18 protein-coding genes and 1 riboswitch are annotated in these 16661 nt (G+C 68.9%); of the genes, 4 read left to right on the forward strand and 14 right to left on the reverse strand.

Features of this window, described 5'->3' with window-relative positions; all coding sequences use genetic code 11:
• Positions 1-75: 75 nt before the first annotated feature.
• The 11 genes from GDJ08_RS18295 to GDJ08_RS18345 form a co-directional block, all read right to left on the reverse strand.
• On the reverse strand, positions 76-573 hold the full coding sequence (locus tag GDJ08_RS18295) for a lipocalin family protein (RefSeq protein WP_229296577.1): 498 nt from the start codon (positions 571-573) through the stop codon (positions 76-78).
• 66 nt (positions 574-639) lie between these two features.
• Positions 640-1713: a cyclopropane-fatty-acyl-phospholipid synthase family protein gene (locus GDJ08_RS18300; protein WP_017357386.1), complete on the reverse strand. Its 1074-nt coding sequence runs from the start codon at positions 1711-1713 to the stop codon at positions 640-642.
• Positions 1710-2501, reverse strand: a complete 792-nt coding sequence (locus tag GDJ08_RS18305) for a DUF1295 domain-containing protein (protein WP_136006646.1) — start codon at positions 2499-2501, stop codon at positions 1710-1712. Before GDJ08_RS18305 ends, GDJ08_RS18300 begins: the two co-directional genes overlap by 4 nt.
• Entirely contained in the window at positions 2498-3055 is a 558-nt protein-coding gene (locus GDJ08_RS18310; RefSeq protein ID WP_017357388.1) for a DUF2878 domain-containing protein, read from the reverse strand. Before GDJ08_RS18310 ends, GDJ08_RS18305 begins: the two co-directional genes overlap by 4 nt.
• 1 nt (position 3056) lies before the next feature.
• Positions 3057-4313: an SAM-dependent methyltransferase gene (locus GDJ08_RS18315; RefSeq protein ID WP_017357389.1), complete on the reverse strand. Its 1257-nt coding sequence runs from the start codon at positions 4311-4313 to the stop codon at positions 3057-3059.
• Positions 4310-5077, reverse strand: coding sequence for a DUF1365 domain-containing protein (locus GDJ08_RS18320; protein WP_136006642.1), 768 nt, complete (start codon positions 5075-5077; stop codon positions 4310-4312). Before GDJ08_RS18320 ends, GDJ08_RS18315 begins: the two co-directional genes overlap by 4 nt.
• On the reverse strand, positions 5074-6354 hold the full coding sequence (locus GDJ08_RS18325) for an NAD(P)/FAD-dependent oxidoreductase (RefSeq protein WP_136006640.1): 1281 nt from the start codon (positions 6352-6354) through the stop codon (positions 5074-5076). The genes GDJ08_RS18320 and GDJ08_RS18325 overlap by 4 nt, the downstream gene beginning before the upstream one ends.
• Position 6355: 1 nt before the next feature.
• Positions 6356-7315, reverse strand: a complete 960-nt coding sequence (locus GDJ08_RS18330; protein ID WP_153165443.1) for an acyl-CoA desaturase — start codon at positions 7313-7315, stop codon at positions 6356-6358.
• A gap of 82 nt (positions 7316-7397) precedes the next feature.
• The gene (locus tag GDJ08_RS18335) at positions 7398-8147 is read right to left on the reverse strand and encodes an anti-sigma factor (RefSeq protein ID WP_229296574.1); all 750 of its coding nucleotides are present in this window, start codon (positions 8145-8147) and stop codon (positions 7398-7400) included.
• Between the two features lie 20 nt (positions 8148-8167).
• Positions 8168-8737 (reverse strand): sigma-70 family RNA polymerase sigma factor, encoded by a 570-nt coding sequence (locus GDJ08_RS18340; RefSeq protein WP_017356865.1) that lies wholly within the window; start codon positions 8735-8737, stop codon positions 8168-8170.
• Between the two features lie 70 nt (positions 8738-8807).
• Positions 8808-9584: a hypothetical protein gene (locus GDJ08_RS18345; RefSeq protein WP_017356866.1), complete on the reverse strand. Its 777-nt coding sequence runs from the start codon at positions 9582-9584 to the stop codon at positions 8808-8810.
• A gap of 169 nt (positions 9585-9753) precedes the next feature.
• Positions 9754-9985, forward strand: a riboswitch (cobalamin riboswitch).
• Positions 9986-10199: 214 nt separating this feature from the next.
• On the opposite strand from GDJ08_RS18345, the gene metE reads away from it, so the two are divergent.
• The 3 genes from metE (at position 10200) to pncA (ending at position 13932) form a co-directional block, all read left to right on the forward strand.
• Positions 10200-12494 carry a 5-methyltetrahydropteroyltriglutamate--homocysteine S-methyltransferase gene (gene metE, locus GDJ08_RS18350; RefSeq protein ID WP_153165444.1) on the forward strand — a complete coding sequence of 765 codons (2295 nt, stop codon included), beginning with the start codon at positions 10200-10202 and terminating at the stop codon, positions 12492-12494.
• A gap of 70 nt (positions 12495-12564) precedes the next feature.
• Positions 12565-13254 (forward strand): epoxyqueuosine reductase QueH, encoded by a 690-nt coding sequence (locus tag GDJ08_RS18355; RefSeq protein ID WP_017356868.1) that lies wholly within the window; start codon positions 12565-12567, stop codon positions 13252-13254.
• 51 nt (positions 13255-13305) lie between these two features.
• On the forward strand, positions 13306-13932 hold the full coding sequence (gene pncA, locus GDJ08_RS18360) for a bifunctional nicotinamidase/pyrazinamidase (protein ID WP_153165445.1): 627 nt from the start codon (positions 13306-13308) through the stop codon (positions 13930-13932).
• Between the two features lie 16 nt (positions 13933-13948).
• Here pncA and GDJ08_RS18365 read toward each other — a convergent pair whose 3' ends face one another.
• From GDJ08_RS18365 to GDJ08_RS18375, 3 genes are all read right to left on the reverse strand, one after another.
• Positions 13949-14116 (reverse strand): hypothetical protein, encoded by a 168-nt coding sequence (locus tag GDJ08_RS18365; protein ID WP_153165446.1) that lies wholly within the window; start codon positions 14114-14116, stop codon positions 13949-13951.
• Positions 14117-14167: 51 nt separating this feature from the next.
• Positions 14168-15019 (reverse strand): formyltetrahydrofolate deformylase, encoded by an 852-nt coding sequence (gene purU, locus GDJ08_RS18370; RefSeq protein WP_026070900.1) that lies wholly within the window; start codon positions 15017-15019, stop codon positions 14168-14170.
• A 73-nt stretch (positions 15020-15092) separates the two neighbouring features.
• Positions 15093-15362 (reverse strand): DUF2798 domain-containing protein, encoded by a 270-nt coding sequence (locus tag GDJ08_RS18375; RefSeq protein WP_153165447.1) that lies wholly within the window; start codon positions 15360-15362, stop codon positions 15093-15095.
• 138 nt (positions 15363-15500) lie between these two features.
• Here GDJ08_RS18375 and GDJ08_RS18380 point away from each other — a divergent pair, with 138 nt between their 5' ends.
• A complete protein-coding gene (locus GDJ08_RS18380) occupies positions 15501-16427 on the forward strand; it encodes a LysR family transcriptional regulator (protein ID WP_026070901.1) in 927 nt (308 codons plus the stop codon).
• The last annotated feature ends 234 nt before the right edge of the window (positions 16428-16661 follow it).

Raw genomic sequence — 16661 nt, forward strand, 5'->3', positions numbered from 1 at the left:
GCCGTATCGGGAGATCGATGACGACAGTATCGCCTGCGGGCTTCTCAGGGCCTGAGAAACCGGCCACGGATCGGCCTATTCGGCCGCGCCGGACTGCGGCACGCGCCTTACCTGGGACAGGTCATAGCCAAGCGCGGCGATGCGTGTCATGGCCTTCTGGTAGTCGGCATCGGAGAGGGTCGGGGTACGCGACATCAGCCAGACATAGTCGCGCTTGCTGCGGCCGACAATCGTCTGCTGGTAGTCCGGATCCAGGTACACGATCACGTACTCGGCCTGGATCGGCCAGATGAACTGCATGCCCCAGACCGCCCCGCCGGTGCCTTCCTTGACCGTACCGATCGGATGCATGGTTTTCACCGGTGCGTCGAAGCTGCCCTTGCGGTAGCGGAAGGTGGTCTGGATGCGGCCGTCCGGTCGCAGCGCATAGGATTCCACCGCATCGTAGGCCTCGCGCTCGGGCCGGCTCGGGATATGCGCAATCACATACCAGTCGCCCATGAAGCGTGGCACGTCGACCTGCGCCACCGGGGGAATGGGGCGGGTATTGCCGCCGCAACCGCCCAGCAGCATGCCGGTGACCAGCAGCGGGATGAAAGCACGAATCGTCATGACGGCGTCCTCGGCAGGCGTGGGGGATCAGGAGCGATCGAACAGGTAGTGCGCCACCTGCCACTGCTGGCCCTGCTGGTAGCCGAACAGCTCCGCACAGGCCATCCAGAACATGCGCCAGCGCTGGTGCCACAGCGGGGCCGCAGCGTCGCCGTAGCACTGGCGCAGCACGGCCATCACCGCGTCCTTCTCGCGGTCCTGGTTGGCCAGCCAGTGGTTGGCGGTGCGCTGGTAGTGGGTGCCATCGAGCAGCCAGCGCTGCTGCAGGTGCAGGTGCTGCTGGAAGAACAGCAGCGTGTCGGCGGCAGGCATCAGACCACCGGTGAAGAAGTGCCGGCCCATCCAGTTGTCGTCGCCGTCCGTCTCGAACGGGTACATCAGCGTGCGGTGCACGAAGATGTGCACGAACAGCTTGCCCTGCGGGGTGAGCCAGCCGTGGATGCGCTGCAGCAGCTGCGGGTAGTTGCGCATGTGCTCGAACATCTCGATGGACACGCAGCGGTCGAAGCTGCCCGCCTCCAGGGTGAGATGGTTGACGTCGCGGGTAAGGACGGTGACGTTGGCCAGCCCCCGCGCCCGGCACTGCCCCAGGATGTACTCGCGCTGGCTGTTGGAGTTGGAGACCGCGGTGATCCGCGCGCCGGGGTAGCGCTCGGCCATCCACAGGGTCAGCGAGCCCCAACCGCAGCCGAGCTCGAGGATGCGCTGGCCGTCAGCGAGCTGCGCGCGCTCGCCATACAGCGCCAGCATCGCCTCTTCGGCTTCATCCAGCGTCTCGTGGCCGGTGGCGTAGTAGCAGCTGCTGTACTTCAGGCGTTTGCCCAGGCAGTGATGGAAGAAGTCCGCCGGAACCTCGTAGTGCTGGCGATTGGCCGCATCCACGTGCAGGGCCACCGCGCTGCTGGCCAGCCCGGCGATGCGGGCGGCGAAGCGCTGCGACTGGGCCTGCTGGCCCCCGGCGAGTTCGTCGCGCAGGCGCTGCTCGCATTGGCGGCGGATGCCCAGGCGCAGCAGCGCGTCGGGCAGCAGGCCGCGTTCGGCCAGGCCGGTCAGGCCGGGGGCATAGTCCGGCAGGGGCAACGGTTCACTGGCGGCATTCACGATGACATCTCCTTGCGGGAGGAAGAGCGGGAGGGGAACCACGGGAACAGCATCGGGGTGGTGCGCTGGTAATGGCGATAGTCCTCGCCACGGCTGCGCAGCGCCTGCGCCTCGGTGAAGGGAATGCCGCTGACCCAGCGCAGGAACACGTACATCACCAGCGGACCGGACCACGCCAGCCACCACAGCGGCGAGTGCACGGCCAGCAGCACGTAGGTGAACCAGTGCAGCCATTCGAAGAAATAGTTGGGATGCCGCGAGTAGCGCCACAGACCCTGGCGGCAGGTCGTCCCCTTGTTGGCCGGATCGGCGCGGAAGCGCGCCAGCTGGCGATCGGCGAGCGCCTCGCCGCCCACGCTCAGCAGCCACACCGCGGCCGCTGCGATCAGCCAGCCGACGTGCGTGGCCGGGGCGACCGACACCGCCACGAAGGGCAGCGCGAACAGCACGATCAGCAGTGCCTGGAACTGGAAGAAGCCGAAGATCTTGCCCTGATGGCCGTTCCAATACTGCCGCAGATGCCGGTAGCGGCCGTCCTCGGGTTCGCTGCGGACGCGGCGCCACAGGTGCAGCGCCAGCCGCGTTCCCCACAGGCCGCCAAGGGCAGCGAGGGCGATCCGCGGTGTCGACGCACCCGTGCCGAGCAGGGCAAGCAGCAGCGCCGATGCACCGACACCCTTGGCCCACAGGACGTCGACCACGCCGATATTCTCGTGGCGGCGCTGCCACCACCAGCCCCACGTCATGATCACCGCGGCATACAGCCAGATCACCCACAGCATCTTCATCGTGTCTCTCCCGCAGCAAGGGTGTTGATCGGGTCCACCGGGCGTTGCCAGTGGCGCGCGCACGCGGCCAGCAGCGGCAGGGCGACCGCCCAGCCAAGGCCCAGCACTGCCACGCCGTGCCACGGCGGCGCGGTGAATACCACCGAGGACCAGCCGCGCGCAGCCGACAGATACGCCAGCGGTGCCAGCAGCAGCCCCACCAGTGCGGCCACGCGCAGATGCCGCTGCAGCACGGCGAAGGACACCGTCAGCGTCATGGCGAAGGCGGCCCACAGCGCGAGAATCCACGGCGGAGCCAGCCATGCCGCATCGTTGCCGGCGGCGTACACCACGCGCCCGGTACCACCCGCCAGGCCATCGACCACCAGCCCGCAGCCGATCGCCACGCCCATCAGCTTCATCTCGACCGATGGCCGCGGCGACCACGCCAGCTGGCTGGCCACGTATGCGGCGGCTGCCAGCAATGCCGGCCACCACAACCCGCGGCCGGCGCCGACCACTGCGCACAACCACACCAGCTGGTTGCCAATCACGTTGGACCAGAAGCGCAGCACTTCAGCCCTCCCCGGCGATCAGCGCAGGCCGGTAGCCGGGGCGCGCCATCAGCAGGTGCGACACGCCGATCGAGCGCTCCAGGAAGCCGCCTTCGCAATAGGCCAGGTAGAACTCCCACATCCGGATGAAACGCGCATCGAAGCCCTGCGCGCGCACGGCGGGCAGCTGGGCAAGGAAGCGGTGCCGCCAGGCCCGCAGCGTCAGCGCATAGGACGGCCCGAAATCGTGCTGACCGATCAGCTGCAGGTCGCTGCTGCGGGTCTTGGCAGCGACGATCGCGTTGATCGACGGAATGAAGCTCCCGGGGAACACGAAGCGCTTGATGTAGTCCACGCTGCGGCGGGCCTGTTCGTAGCGCTGGTCCTCGATGGTGATGGCCTGCAGCAGCGCCAGACCGTCGGGGTTGAGCAGGCGGGTGAGCGTGGCGAAGTACGTGTCCAGGTACTGTGCGCCGATCGCCTCGATCATCTCGATGGAGACCAGCTTGTCGTACTGGCCCTCCAGGTCACGGTAGTCCTTGAGCAGCAGGGTCACCCTGTCCTGCAGGCCGGCGGCTTCCACCCGCGCCTTGGCCAGCGTGTACTGCTCGACGGAAATGGTGGTGGTGGTGACATGGCAGCCGATCTCGCGCGCCGCATACAGCGCGAAACCGCCCCAGCCGGTGCCGATCTCGATGACGCGATCATCGGCGGTGAGCTGCAGCTGTTCACAGATGCGCGCGAGTTTGCGCTGCGAGGCTGCCTCCAGCGTGTCCCCGGTGCTGGCGTACAGCGCCGAGGAATACATCAGGTCCTCGGACAGGAACAGCGAGAAGAACGGGTTGCCGAGGTCGTAGTGCGCGGCGATGTTGCGCCGGCTGCCTTCGCGGGTGTTGCGGCGCAGGCGGTTCCAGCCCTTCAGCAGCCAACCACCGACACGCGCCACGCCGCGCTCCATGCTGTCGAGCAGGTCGCGGTTGCGCACCAGCAGCTGCACCAGCGCGACCAGGTCGCTGCAGCGCCAGTCGCCCCGGATGTAGGCCTCGCCGGCGCCGACGCTGCCCTGCGCGGCCACCGCGCGGTAGAACGCCGGATCGTCGACCCACACGGTAACGCGCAGCGTTGCCGTCGGATCGCCCAGCATCACATCGCCGGCGGCATCGCGCAGGTGCAGGCTGCCACCGCGCAGCGGCGCCAGCTGGGACACCAGGCGATCGCGCAGGAAGCGTTCCAGCGCGGTGGGCAGGGCGGGCAGGCGTGGCCGGGTCATGTCGTTCATGGGCGTTTTCCAGCAAGCGAAGGGTGGTCGTGGACGGGGGTGCGCTTGAGCCACAGGCGCAGCGCCTGCCAGTGGATGGCCGCGACCACCTGCAGGGTCATCAGCGGGTAGCGCAGCAGGACGCCGGCGAGGCCGCGGCGGTCCAGCGGCTGGCGCTGCAGCACCAGATCGGCATCGAACTGGCGCGCACCCTCGCGCCAGACCTGCATGTGCACGTGCAGATCCTCACCCGGCGCGGTGAAGCGCCAGCGGTAGCGGCAGTCCATCGGCATGAAGGGCGAGACGTGGAACTGCTTGTCGAACTCCCATGCCAGCGCGCGGCCGTGGGCATCGGCGGCGGCCACCGGCAGCACGTAGGCGTGCCGCTCCTTCCAGGGCGTGTTGGTGATCTCCGCGACGATGCACTCCAGCGTGGTGCCGTCGGCGGCGTAGCAGTAGTAGAAGCTGACCGGGTTGAACACGTGGCCGCCATAGCGCAGGTGCGCGAGCAGGCGGACCGGTCCGGCCGGCGCGCGGCCGAGCGCCTCGGTCACCCGCGCGCGCACGGCCTCGGCCAGCGGCACGGCCGGGTCGCCGAGGTAGTCGCTGCGGCGGAATTCGGCCAGGTTGCGGCGGCCCACCGACCACAGCCAGCGGCCACGGAACACCTGGTCCAGCTCATCCAGATCCAGCAGCAGCTGCGCCACCGGGTAGCCGAACGCGTGGGCCTGTGGCAGGTGGCGGCGATGCCGCATGCGGCCGCGGTAGATCGCGCTGGCGCTCATGCCGACACCGCCTCGGACAACGGCCAGTACGCGTCGGCATCCAGTGCGTCCAGCGCATCCACCACACGGCGCGCGCTGCGGATGCCGTCCTCATGGAAGCCCCAGCCCCAGTAAGCGCCGGCGAACCAGGTCCGGCGCCGGCCCTGTACCTCGGCCCAGCGCCCCTGCGCGCGCACCATCGCGTGGTCGTGCACGGGGTGCGAGTACTGCAGGCGGCGCAGCACCTTGGCCGGGTCGATCGCCTCGCTGCGGTTGAGCGTGACCACCAGCGGCGTGGGCGTGTCGATGCCCTGCAGCAGGTTCATGCAGTAGCTGACCGTGCACGGTGCCGTCGGCGACGCCGGCACGTGGGCGTTCCAGGCGGCCCACGCCTTGCGGTGCGTGGGCAGCAGCCGGGCGTCGGTATGCAGGACCACCTCGTTGGGCTGATAGCGGATCGCCCCGAGCACGGCACGTTCGGTCGGATCGGCATCGGACAGCATCGCCAGCGCCTGGTCGCTGTGGCAGGCCAGCACCAGCTGGTCAAACCCTTCCAGCCCGGCCGCACTGTGCACGCGGACGCCCTGCGCGTGACGTTCCACGCCGTATACCCGGCACTCCAGACGCTCCCGGACCTGCCAGCGGCGCCGCATCGCGTCGATGTAGCGGGCCGACCCGCCCTCCACCACCCGCCACGGCGCACGGCCACTGACCTGCAGCATCTGGTGGTTGGCCATGAACTGCACCAGGTAGCGTGCCGGGAACGCGGCCAGCGCCGCCGTGGGCGCCGACCAGAGCGCCGAGGCCATCGGCAGCAGGTGCTCGTCCACAAAGGCGCGTCCGTAGCCACCGTCCTGCAGGTATTCACCGAGCGATGGCCCGTCCCCGTCGCTCTGCAGCAGCGCCGGTGCCTCGCGGTAGAAGCGCCGCAGATCGCGCAGCATGCCCCAGAAGCGCGGCGAGACCAGGTTGCGGCGCTGGCAGAACAGCGCATCCAGCGAGGTGGCGTTGTACTCCAGCCCGCTGCGCTCGCTGTGCACGGAAAAACTCATGGTGGTCGCCCGCGTCGCCACGTTGAGCTGCTCGAACAGCGCGGTAAGCAGGGGATAGTGCAGCGGGTTGAACACGATGAACCCGGTGTCCACCGCCTGCGTGCGCCCGTCCACCTCCACCGTATGGGTGTGGGTGTGCCCGCCGAGGTAGTCGTTGGCTTCGAACAGGGTCACCTCGTGGCGCTGCGACAGCCACCAGGCGCTCGCAAGGCCGGCGATGCCCGATCCGATCACGGCGATGCGCATGTCAGTTCTCCGCCTTGGCCAGCACCCACGCCGGCACCGGTTTGAGATCGCGTACCAGGCCAAGCCAGCCCATCACGCGCAGGCCGTACCAGGTGATGTCCACTTCCCACCAGTAGAAGCCCTGGCGCACTGTGCCCGGGAAGAAGTGATGGTTGTTGTGCCAGCCTTCACCGAAGGTCAGCAGTGCCAGCCACAGGTTGTTGCGGCTGTCGTCGGCGGTGGCGAAGCGGCGCCGGCCGAAGCGGTGCGCCAGCGAGTTGATGGTCACCGTGGCGTGGAACAGCACCACCGTGGAGATGAAGAAGCCCCACACCAGCATCTGGCCGCCGCTGGTGCCCCACGACGGCGCGATGCGCTCGAGCATGGCCCCCAGGCCGAACAACGCGGCGGCCAACATGATCGGCACCAGAGTGTCGAAGCGGTCCAGCCAGCGCAGTTCGGGATATTTCGCCAGGTCCGGGATGCGCGCGAAGTCGGTGCGGAACCCTTCGGGGGTGAGGAACCAGCCCATGTGGCTCCACCAGAAGCCGTGCACACGCGGCGAGTGCGGATCGGCCGGGGTATCGGTATGGCGATGGTGGTGCCGATGGTGCGCGGCCCACCAAAGCGGGCCCCGCTGCACGCTGGCCGCGCCGATCACGGCGAACGCGAACTGCACCGCGCGCGAGGTCCGGAAGGTGCGGTGCGCGAAGTAGCGGTGGTAGAAGGCGGTGATCGCGAACATGCGCACGGCATACAGCGCCACCGCGACCCCGACCGCGATCCAGGACACGCCCACCCACAACACCGCCACGCAGGCCAGGTGCATCGCCGCGAACGGAATCGCGCGCAGCCAGTCCACGCGCTGCGCGGCTTCGGGCGCCACCGTCGTGTCGGCACCGGTATCAAACCAGCGCCGCACCGTGGGCCAAAGGCCCCGGCGGGCGGTGCGTCCTGTTGCAGGGGCGGGTCCGGCCGACATATCGCGCATCTCCTGGCGTGCTTGTCAGGAGATACGGGAACAGCGGCCTTCCGGATGCACGTATCCGGAAATAAAGTGCACCTTAGAGGTTGGCGATGTCGCCCTTGGCGATGACCGGGCCGGTCGGGATGCCCTGCGGGGCGCCGCCGGACGGTTCCAGCGTGATCGCCAGCACCGAACCGTTCACCAGCGCATCACGCAGCATGTCCGGTACCGCCACGGTGTGGGCGCGGTTGATCGAGACCAGGCCCAGCGAACGCGGTGCACCGCCCGCCGGGATCAGCCACAGCTCGGGCGCGCGCCCGGCGGCGTCTGCTGGCGCCGGGACCGGCACCATCAACACTTTGCCGTGGGCCTTGTCGACCGAGGCCAGCCAGCCAGGGGAACCGTCGTCGTGCAGCAGCGGCGTGACCGGCCGGGTGGCCTGTTCCGGCTCGGCCGGCGTGGTCGGGGTGACCGCCACCGGCGGCGCTACCGGTGCCACCGGTACCACGTCGCGGCGGGCAAGGACCGCCACCAGCGCGACCACCGCTGCCAGCGCCGTCATGCCCTGCCAGAAGCCGGTGCGCTGCCAGGCGCGCGGTGTGGCGCCCACCGACGGCCAGCCCAGCGAGGTGCGGATACGCGGCCACAGGTGGGCCGGGACAGCCTCGGTGCCGAGTGAGTCGAGCAGCGGCGCCAGCCGGTTTTCCCACTGGCTGACCAGGCGCGCAAAGCCCGGATCACGGGCGATGCGCTGTTCCACCTCGGCGCGCTGGGCGGCATCGAGCACCCCGAGCACGTATTCACCGGCCAGGATGTCCGCGCCGGGTGGTTCGGCGTCATGAGGCATATCGTGGAGATCGCGGACGTTCATCGTTCCAGGCACACCCGTAGTTGGCCCAGCCCACGGCGGATCCAGCTTTTCACCGATCCCAGCGGCGCACCGATCCGGCGCGCCAGTTCGTCATAGCTCGCCCCATCCAGGAAGGCCAGCCGGATCAGCGAACGCCGGCGAGGCTCCAGCGTGTCCAGGCAATCGTCCAGGCGCTCGCGATCGGAGGCGTGCTCGGCCGCCTGCGCCGGCTGCGGCGCGAAATCGGGAATCTCTTCGGCCACCGACAGATCGTCCAGCGGGCGCGGCGGTGCGGCGCGCAGGCGATCGATGGCGCGGTTGCGGGCCAGCGTGGAGAGCCAGGTCATGGCTGAGGCCTTGGCGCGGTCAAACTGCGCGGCCTTGTGCCACACCGTGACGAAGGCGTCCTGCAGCACGTCCTCGGCATCGCCGCGGTCGCGCAATATGTGCAGGCAGATCGCGAAGAGACGGCCGGAGGCCAACTGGTAAACCGATTCAAACGCCTGGCGGTCGCCGGTGGCGACCTGGACGAGCAGCTCATCGAGGCGCCGCGAGGCACCGGTATCGGCAGTGTCCAGCTCGGGCATCGCAGGCTCAATGTCGTCGGGGGAACAGCCGGCATCGTCGTCGCTGCGCGCCTGCCGCGCAAGGGGGCACTCATCCGGCACATGCGGACACCAGCGGTTGCTGCCGCGCGGAGGCCAGCTCGGCCAGCGTTGCCGCGACCGGCGCCTCGGCAAACTCGACGCGCACCTGGGGGTAGCGCCCGTGTTCATCACGCACGTTGCCGGTGCCGGAGAACTGCAGGAGGCGGGGTGTGGCGCGCGCGTAGATCAGGGTCACCGCCGGCACGGCGAAGCCGAACCAGGCATCCAGGCGCATCTGCAGCTGCTCGGCCGGCTGGCCCTGCCAGGTGACCGCACCGCTGCGCTGCAGCTTCAATGGCACCAGCCGCTGGCGGCTGGGCAGCAGGAACTGGAAAGCCACGCTGCGCCCGCCCTGGAGGGCGTCCCAGTGCTTGAGCACGGCCGCGTCGAACCCGGCATCGACCACCGCGTCGGACGGAATCGCGATGGTACGGCTCACGCGTTCGGCCTGCGCGTCCTCACGCACGTACACGGTGCGGGCGGTGGCGCTGCCCTGCAGGCCTTCCTGGTAGCCGTTGCGCGCATCTTCGAACGCGAAGTCCGGGGTCTGCGCACTGCCCTGCGGGGTCATCCATTTGCGCGCGAAGGCGCGTCCGTCCGCGCAGCGGTACAGCACCAGCCGCGAGCGCGCCTCGGGCGGGCCCTGCAGCCAATGGGTCTCGCGGTACAGCAGGCGCCCGCCGGCGGGCGCGTAGGCACGGCCTTCCTGGCGCTGCACCTGCTGGGCAGCGGCTGGCAGCGCCGGGATCAGCACCAGCAGCAGCGAGGGAAGAAGGGTTCGGCGCATGTCCGGCTCCGCAGGGGGGGTCATCGGGAGATACGCAGGCAACGGCGTCATGGATGCAGTGGCTGGCGCGCCTGCCCCACTCCCGAAGCACGTTCTGGCTGGACCGGCAGATGCCCCGTGACGCGACCCAGGACGAACCGGCCCCCCTTGACCACCGCGCCCCTTCGGCCTACCTTGTGCTCGCCGAAGGTATCCATCTCTTCATGCAGATGAAGGGATGGGTTTAAACGGGAATCCGGTGAAGGCGCCTTGCGCGCCCATTCCGGAGCTGCCCCGCAGCGGTGAATGGAAACGAATCCTGCCAACAGCACTGGGCATCCGCCTGGGAAGCGGCAGGTACTAGGAGGGCGTGCGCGCCCGTGTCCATCAGCCCGAACACCGGCCCCGGCCGGGGAACACGACCGTTCCCCGATTCGACCTGGAACGTCCGCGGGGAGGTTGCCGGGGCCTGCCGCCATGCCGCCAGCATGGCGCCGCCCCCGTGCGTCCGCTTCGCGGCATCCGGTTCGCCCGCGGGGGCGAAGGTCGCTGGCGGGGCGGGCACGGCAGCAATGGCGTGGACGGCGCGCGGTTCCTTCGTTCCTCAATGCCCCTACGCAATGAGGACACGTTTCAATGACTACCGTTACCAACCTGGGTTTTCCGCGCATCGGCGCCAAGCGCGAGCTCAAGCGCGCGCTGGAGGCGTACTGGTCCGGCGAGAGCAGCGCGCAATCGCTGCAGGACACCGCCCGCGCGCTGCGCGCCCGCCATTGGCAGCTGCAGCGCGAGGCCGGGGTGGACGTACCGCCGAGCAACGACTTCAGCCTCTACGACCAGGTGCTTGATGCCGCGTTCCTGTTCGACGCGATTCCGGCGCGCTACCGCGCGCTGGCCGATGCCGACCCGCTGGCCGGCTACTTCGCCCTGGCCCGTGGCGTGCAGCGCGATGGCCACGACCTGCACGCGCTTGAAATGACCAAGTGGTTCGACACCAACTACCACTACCTGGTGCCCGAGCTGCAGGCTGGACAGGGCTTCGCACTACGCGGCGACAAGCCGTTGGCCGAGTATCGCGAAGCCCGCGCGCTGGGCATCCAGACGCGGCCGGTACTGCTGGGCCCGGTGAGCTTCCTGCTGCTGTCCAAGACCGTGGATGGCAGCCCGGCGCTGGATCTGCTGGACGCGCTGCTGCCGGTCTACGTCGAGCTGCTTGGCGCCCTGAAGGACGCCGGCGCCGAGTGGGTGCAGCTGGACGAGCCGCTGCTGGTGCAGGATCTGGACGAGACGGCACGCGCCGCCTACGTGCATGCCTACGCCACGCTGGCCACCGCGCCGCGCCCGAAGGTGCTGCTGGCCACCTACTTCGGCGCGCTGGACGACAACCTCCCGCTGGCGGCCTCTTTGCCCGTCGATGGCCTGCACGTGGACCTGGTGCGCGCACCGGAACAGCTGGATGCGGTGATCAAGGCACTCCCGGCCGGCCGCGTGCTGTCAGCTGGCCTGGTCAACGGCCGCAACATCTGGCGTACCCATCTGGACAACGCGCTGGTGCTGGCGCGCTACGCGCATGGCCACCTGGGCAACCGGCTGTGGCTGTCCCCGTCGTGCTCGCTGCTGCACAGCCCGGTGGACCTCGCGCTGGAAACCAGGCTCGACGATGAGCTGCGCGGCTGGCTGGCCTTCGCACGACAGAAGCTGCAGGAGCTGCGCCTGCTCGCCGACGCCATCGATGGCGCCGCGCATGCCGAGGCCGGGCTGGCCGAGGCACGGGCCCGCATCGAGTCGCGCCGGCAGTCGCCGCGCGTGCACAAGCCGGCCGTCGCCGCGCGTCTGGCCGCGCTGACCCCGGCCGATGCGCAGCGCCACAGCCGCTACCCGCAACGTCACCTGGCGCAGGCGGCCGCTCTCAAGCTGCCGCGCTTCCCCACCACCACCATCGGGTCGTTCCCACAGACCCTGGAGGTGCGTGAAGCGCGTGCGCGCAACAAGTCCGGCAAGCTCTCCGATGCCGACTACGATGCCTTCCTCGCCACCCAGACCGAACACTGCGTGCGCGTGCAGGAGCAGATCGGGCTGGACGTGCTGGTACACGGCGAGTTCGAGCGCAACGACATGGTCGAGTACTTCGGCGAGCAGCTCGATGGTTTCGCGTTCACCAGGAGCGGGTGGGTGCAGAGCTACGGTTCGCGCTGCGTGAAACCGCCGGTGATCTACGGCGATGTGACCCGTCCCCAGCCGATGACGGTGCGCTGGTCGCAGTACGCGCAGTCGCTCACCGACCGGCCGATGAAAGGCATGCTGACCGGCCCGGTGACGGTGCTGCAGTGGTCGTTCGTGCGCGATGACCAGTCGCGTGCCGCGACCTGCCGGCAGATCGCGCTGGCCCTGCGCGATGAGGTGCTGGATCTGGAAGCGGCCGGCATCGGCGTGATCCAGATCGACGAGCCGGCCATCCGCGAGGGCTTGCCGCTGCGTCGCGCGCAGTGGCGCGAGTACCTGGACTGGGCGGTGGAAGCGTTCCGGATCAGCGCCAGCGGCGTGCGCGACTCGACGCAGATCCACACCCACATGTGCTACTCCGAGTTCAACGACATCATCCATTCGGTCGCCGCAATGGATGCCGACGTGATCTCCATCGAGACCTCGCGGTCGCGCATGGAGCTGCTGGATGCGTTCGTCCGCTTCCAGTACCCCAACGAGATCGGTCCGGGCGTGTACGACATCCATTCGCCGCGCGTGCCGGACAAGGAGGAGATGCTCGCGCTGCTGCGCAAGGCCGCCGAGGTCCTGCGTCCGGAGCAGATCTGGGTCAACCCGGACTGCGGGCTCAAGACACGCGGCTGGAAGGAAACCCGCGCCGCCCTCGACGCACTGGTGGCCGCCGCGCGCCAGCTGCGCGAGGAAAGCGCCGACGCCAACGCCGCCTGACCCACCGCCACGCCTGGCCCCAAAGACCGCGCCGCCGCCGTTGCCGGCGGTGCGGTCGACGAGACATCGCATGACACTGCCTCACACCCCCCCGATCGACCGCCCCACTCTCACCCTGCCGGGTGGCCACACCAGGCTGCTGCTGCATTCGTGCTGCGCCCCGTGCTCCGGCGAAGTCATGGAGGCGATCACCGCCTCGGGCATCGATTACACGATCTTCTTCTACAACCCCAACATCCACCCGGTGAAGGAGTACGAACTGCGCAAGCAGGAGAACATCCGCTTTGCCGAGAAACACGGCGTGCCGTTCGTCGATGCCGACTACGACACCGACAACTGGTTTTCACGCGCACGCGGCATGGAGAACGAGCCCGAGCGCGGCATCCGCTGCACGATGTGCTTCGACATGCGCTTTGTGCGCACGGCGCTGTACGCGCACGAACACGGCTTCCAGGTGATCAGCAGTTCGCTGGGCATCTCGCGCTGGAAGGACATGAACCAGATCAACGACTGCGGCCACCGCGCCGCCGCGCACTACCCGGGTATCCAGTACTGGGATTACAACTGGCGCAAGGGCGGTGGCGCCGCGCGCATGGTCGAGATCAGCAAGCGCGAGCAGTTCTACCAGCAGGAATACTGCGGCTGCGTGTACTCGCTGCGCGATGCCAACCGCCACCGCCGCGAGAACGGCCGCGAGCGGATCAGGATCGGGGTGCTGTACTACGGTGACGGCACCTCGCGGCAGGGCGATGCCGACTGACCGCCACCGGGGCGTCGGCTAGACTGGACGCCCCACCTGCGTGATGCTGCCATGAACCGCTTTCCCACCGATGTCGCCCTGATCGTGGTCGATCTGCAGCCGGACTTCATGCCCGGTGGCGCGCTGCCCTGCGAGGACGGCGATGCGATCGTGGCGGACATCGCCGCGCTGCTGGCACAGGGCCGCTATGCCACCGTGGTGGCGACCCAGGACTGGCACCCGGCCGATCATGCGTCGTTTGCCAGCCAGCATCCTGGCCACGCCCCGTTCGAGCAGATTGCCCTGCACGGCCACCCGCAGACGCTGTGGCCGGACCACTGCGTGCAGGGCACGCCCGGCGCCGCATTGCACGCCGGCGTGGACTGGACGCCGGCGGCGATGATCCTGCGCAAGGGACGCAACCGCCACGTCGATTCGTACAGCGCCTTCCAGGAGAACCACGACGCCAATGGCCAACGGCCACCCACCGGGCTGGCCGGCTGGCTGCGCGAACGCGGTATCGCCGAGGTGCATTTGTGCGGCCTGGCACGCGACTACTGCGTGCTGTGGACCGCACAGGATGCGGCCGCCGCCGGCTTCCGCGTGGGCTATCTGTGGGCGCTGACGCGCCCGGTCAGTGCCGCCAACGACGATGCCACGCGCGCGGCGCTGGCGGCCAGCAGCATCACGCTGCGCTGAGGGGTACGCCGCCGGCTCAGGCCTGTGGCGGCTGCTTGGCGGCGGCCTTGCGCTGGCGCTCGGCTTCCAGCCGTGCATTGCGCTGGAACACCCACACCAGCAACCAGATCGAACCGCCCACCACCACCGCGCATGCACCCAGTACGGCCAGCAGCTTCACCCACACCATCAGATCGGTATTCATCGCGCACTCCATTGCAGGACAGGGACCGGAGCATAGCACCGGCCACCGCGATCAGCGGAACACCACCGTGCGGTGTCCATTGCGCAGGATGCGATGCTCGACATGCCGCCGTACCGCGCGCGCCAGCACCTGCGACTCGGTATCGCTGCCCAGCCGCACCAGATCCCGCGGGGTCATCGCGTGGTCCACGCGCGCCACGTCCTGTTCGATGATCGGACCTTCGTCCAGATCGTCGGTCACATAGTGCGCGGTCGCACCGATGATCTTGACCCCGCGTGCGTGCGCCTGGTGGTACGGCTGCGCGCCCTTGAAGCTGGGCAGGAAGCTGTGATGGATGTTGATCGCCCGCCCCGCCAGCGCCTGGCACAGGCGCGGCGACAGGATCTGCATGTACCGCGCCAGTACCACCAGATCGATCTTCTCGCGTTCGACCAGGTCAATGATCTGCTGCTCCTGCACGGCGCGGTTGTCGGCGTTCACCGGCAGGTGGTGGAACGGGACACCGTAGGAGCCGGCGAGAGCGGCGAAGTCGGTGTGGTTGGAGGCCACCGCCGCGATATCCACCTGCAGCTGGCGGCTGTGCGCACGGAACAGCAGGTCGTTGAGGCAATGCCCCTGCCTGCTGACCAGCACCAGCAGCCGTGCCCGACGACGCGCATCGTGCAGTTGCCAGTCCATCGTGAACTCACTGCCCAGCGTGGCCATGCGCGCTTCCACGTCTGCCAGCGACCGTTCGGCGGCACGATCGAAATGCACGCGCAGGAAGAACCGGCCGCTCTCCTCGTCGCCGAACTGCTGGGCATCGAGGATGTTGCAGCCCAGCTCGAACAGCAGGCCGGACACGCGGTAGACGATCCCGGTACGGTCCGGGCATGACAGGGTGAGGATGGAATCGGGGCGCATCACGGCAGTGTAAGTGAGCGCCCTCCGTAGCGGGATGGTTGCTCTCAGCTGCAACCATTGGCCTGCGGTGCGTTCAATGCGGCGGATGCACGGTCAGTGCCACCAGCCGCATCACCAGCGGGCGCACCACCAGGATGCAGCAGAACGCAGTGGGCATGGCCAACCGGTACGCACCGAACACGCGGGCGGGATAGTGCGCGTCCAGCCCGGCGTTGGCGGCGGTGATCACCAGGCACATCAGCATCGCCATGATCGAGGCCATGAAGAAGGCGAACACGTAGGGCGTGGAGCGGCTGCCGAGCTTCCAGGGACGGGCCGGCAGGGTCTGCGGAGGGAGCGACATGCGGAGCGATCCGATCAAGGGCAACCGGCGGTTGCGGGACCGGCACGATAGTCAGGGCAGCGGGGGGCCGGTAGACCGCGACGGATTGGCTCTTTATAAAGACAATCTTTGCAATGACCGGCCTTGATTGGCGCCATCATGAACATTCTCCAGTCAATCCGCAGTTTCATCCGGACCGCCGACGCCGGCAGCCTGGCCGCCGCCGCGCGTACGCTCGGGATCAGCCCGGCGGCGGTGGGGCAGAACATTGCGCGGCTGGAAGCCCACCTGGGCGTGCGCCTGTTCAACCGCACCACCCGCACGCTGGCGTTGACCGAACGCGGCGCGCTGTACCTGGCCGAAGTACGCCACATCGAGCGCGATCTGCAGCGGGCGCAGGCTGCCGTGACCGATCCGGAGGCGACCCCGCAGGGCCGCCTGCGCGTGGCCAGTACCGCTGCATTCGGTCGGCACGTGCTGGCCCCGCTGCTGCCGGCCCTGCAGGCGCGCCATCCGCGGCTGGAGATCGAACTGCTGCTCACCGACCGCGCAGTGGACCACGCACGCGAAGACGTGGATGTCAGCCTGCGGATCGAACAGCAACTGGTGGACGGGATCGTGGCGCGGCCCATCGCGCAGGTTCCGTTCGTGGTCTGCGCGGCGCCCTCGTACCTGGCGCAGGCAGGGACCCCGTCCACGCCGGATGCGCTGCGCGACCATCGCTGTCTGGTGTTCCGCTACCCGGTGGACGGGCGCCTGCTGCCGTGGGGCTTCGTGCGCGACGGCATCCGGTTCGACGCCGGGATGCGCCCTGCGCTGGTCTGCGACGACATCGATGCGCTGGCCGCGATGGCGGCCGCAGGCGGCGGCATTGCCCGGTTGGCCGCGTTCGTGGCGGCGCCGTGGCTGTCACGTGGCGAACTGCAGGTGCTGTTCGCCACCGGCGACGGTGCCCGCACCTCACCCGAGCCGATGCGGCTGTTCCTGTGCGTCAGCGACCGTCGCGACCTCACGCCCAAGGTGCGGGCGTTGATGCAGGCCCTGCTCGATGCGCTGCCCGAGGCCTGGCGGGTGGACACGGTCTAGGGGGCCGGCGCTGCCGGAAGAACCCCGGCAGCGAAGAGTACGGCTGAGCAGTATCGAGCGATGTGTTTCAGTCCCTTCCCCTCACGCATGTCGCGGCAAGCGAGCCGCACGTGCCGTTCTACGCGAGGGGAATTCTCTCGTCTGTGACTCTGATGGCCGACATCAACGTATCGATGGGGAGTGGATTGGGTATATGCACTTCCAACCAGATCCGCTGACGCCGCCCTGGACACG

The organism is Stenotrophomonas nematodicola (genome assembly GCF_009467805.1).
GTDB lineage: Bacteria > Pseudomonadota > Gammaproteobacteria > Xanthomonadales > Xanthomonadaceae > Stenotrophomonas > Stenotrophomonas nematodicola.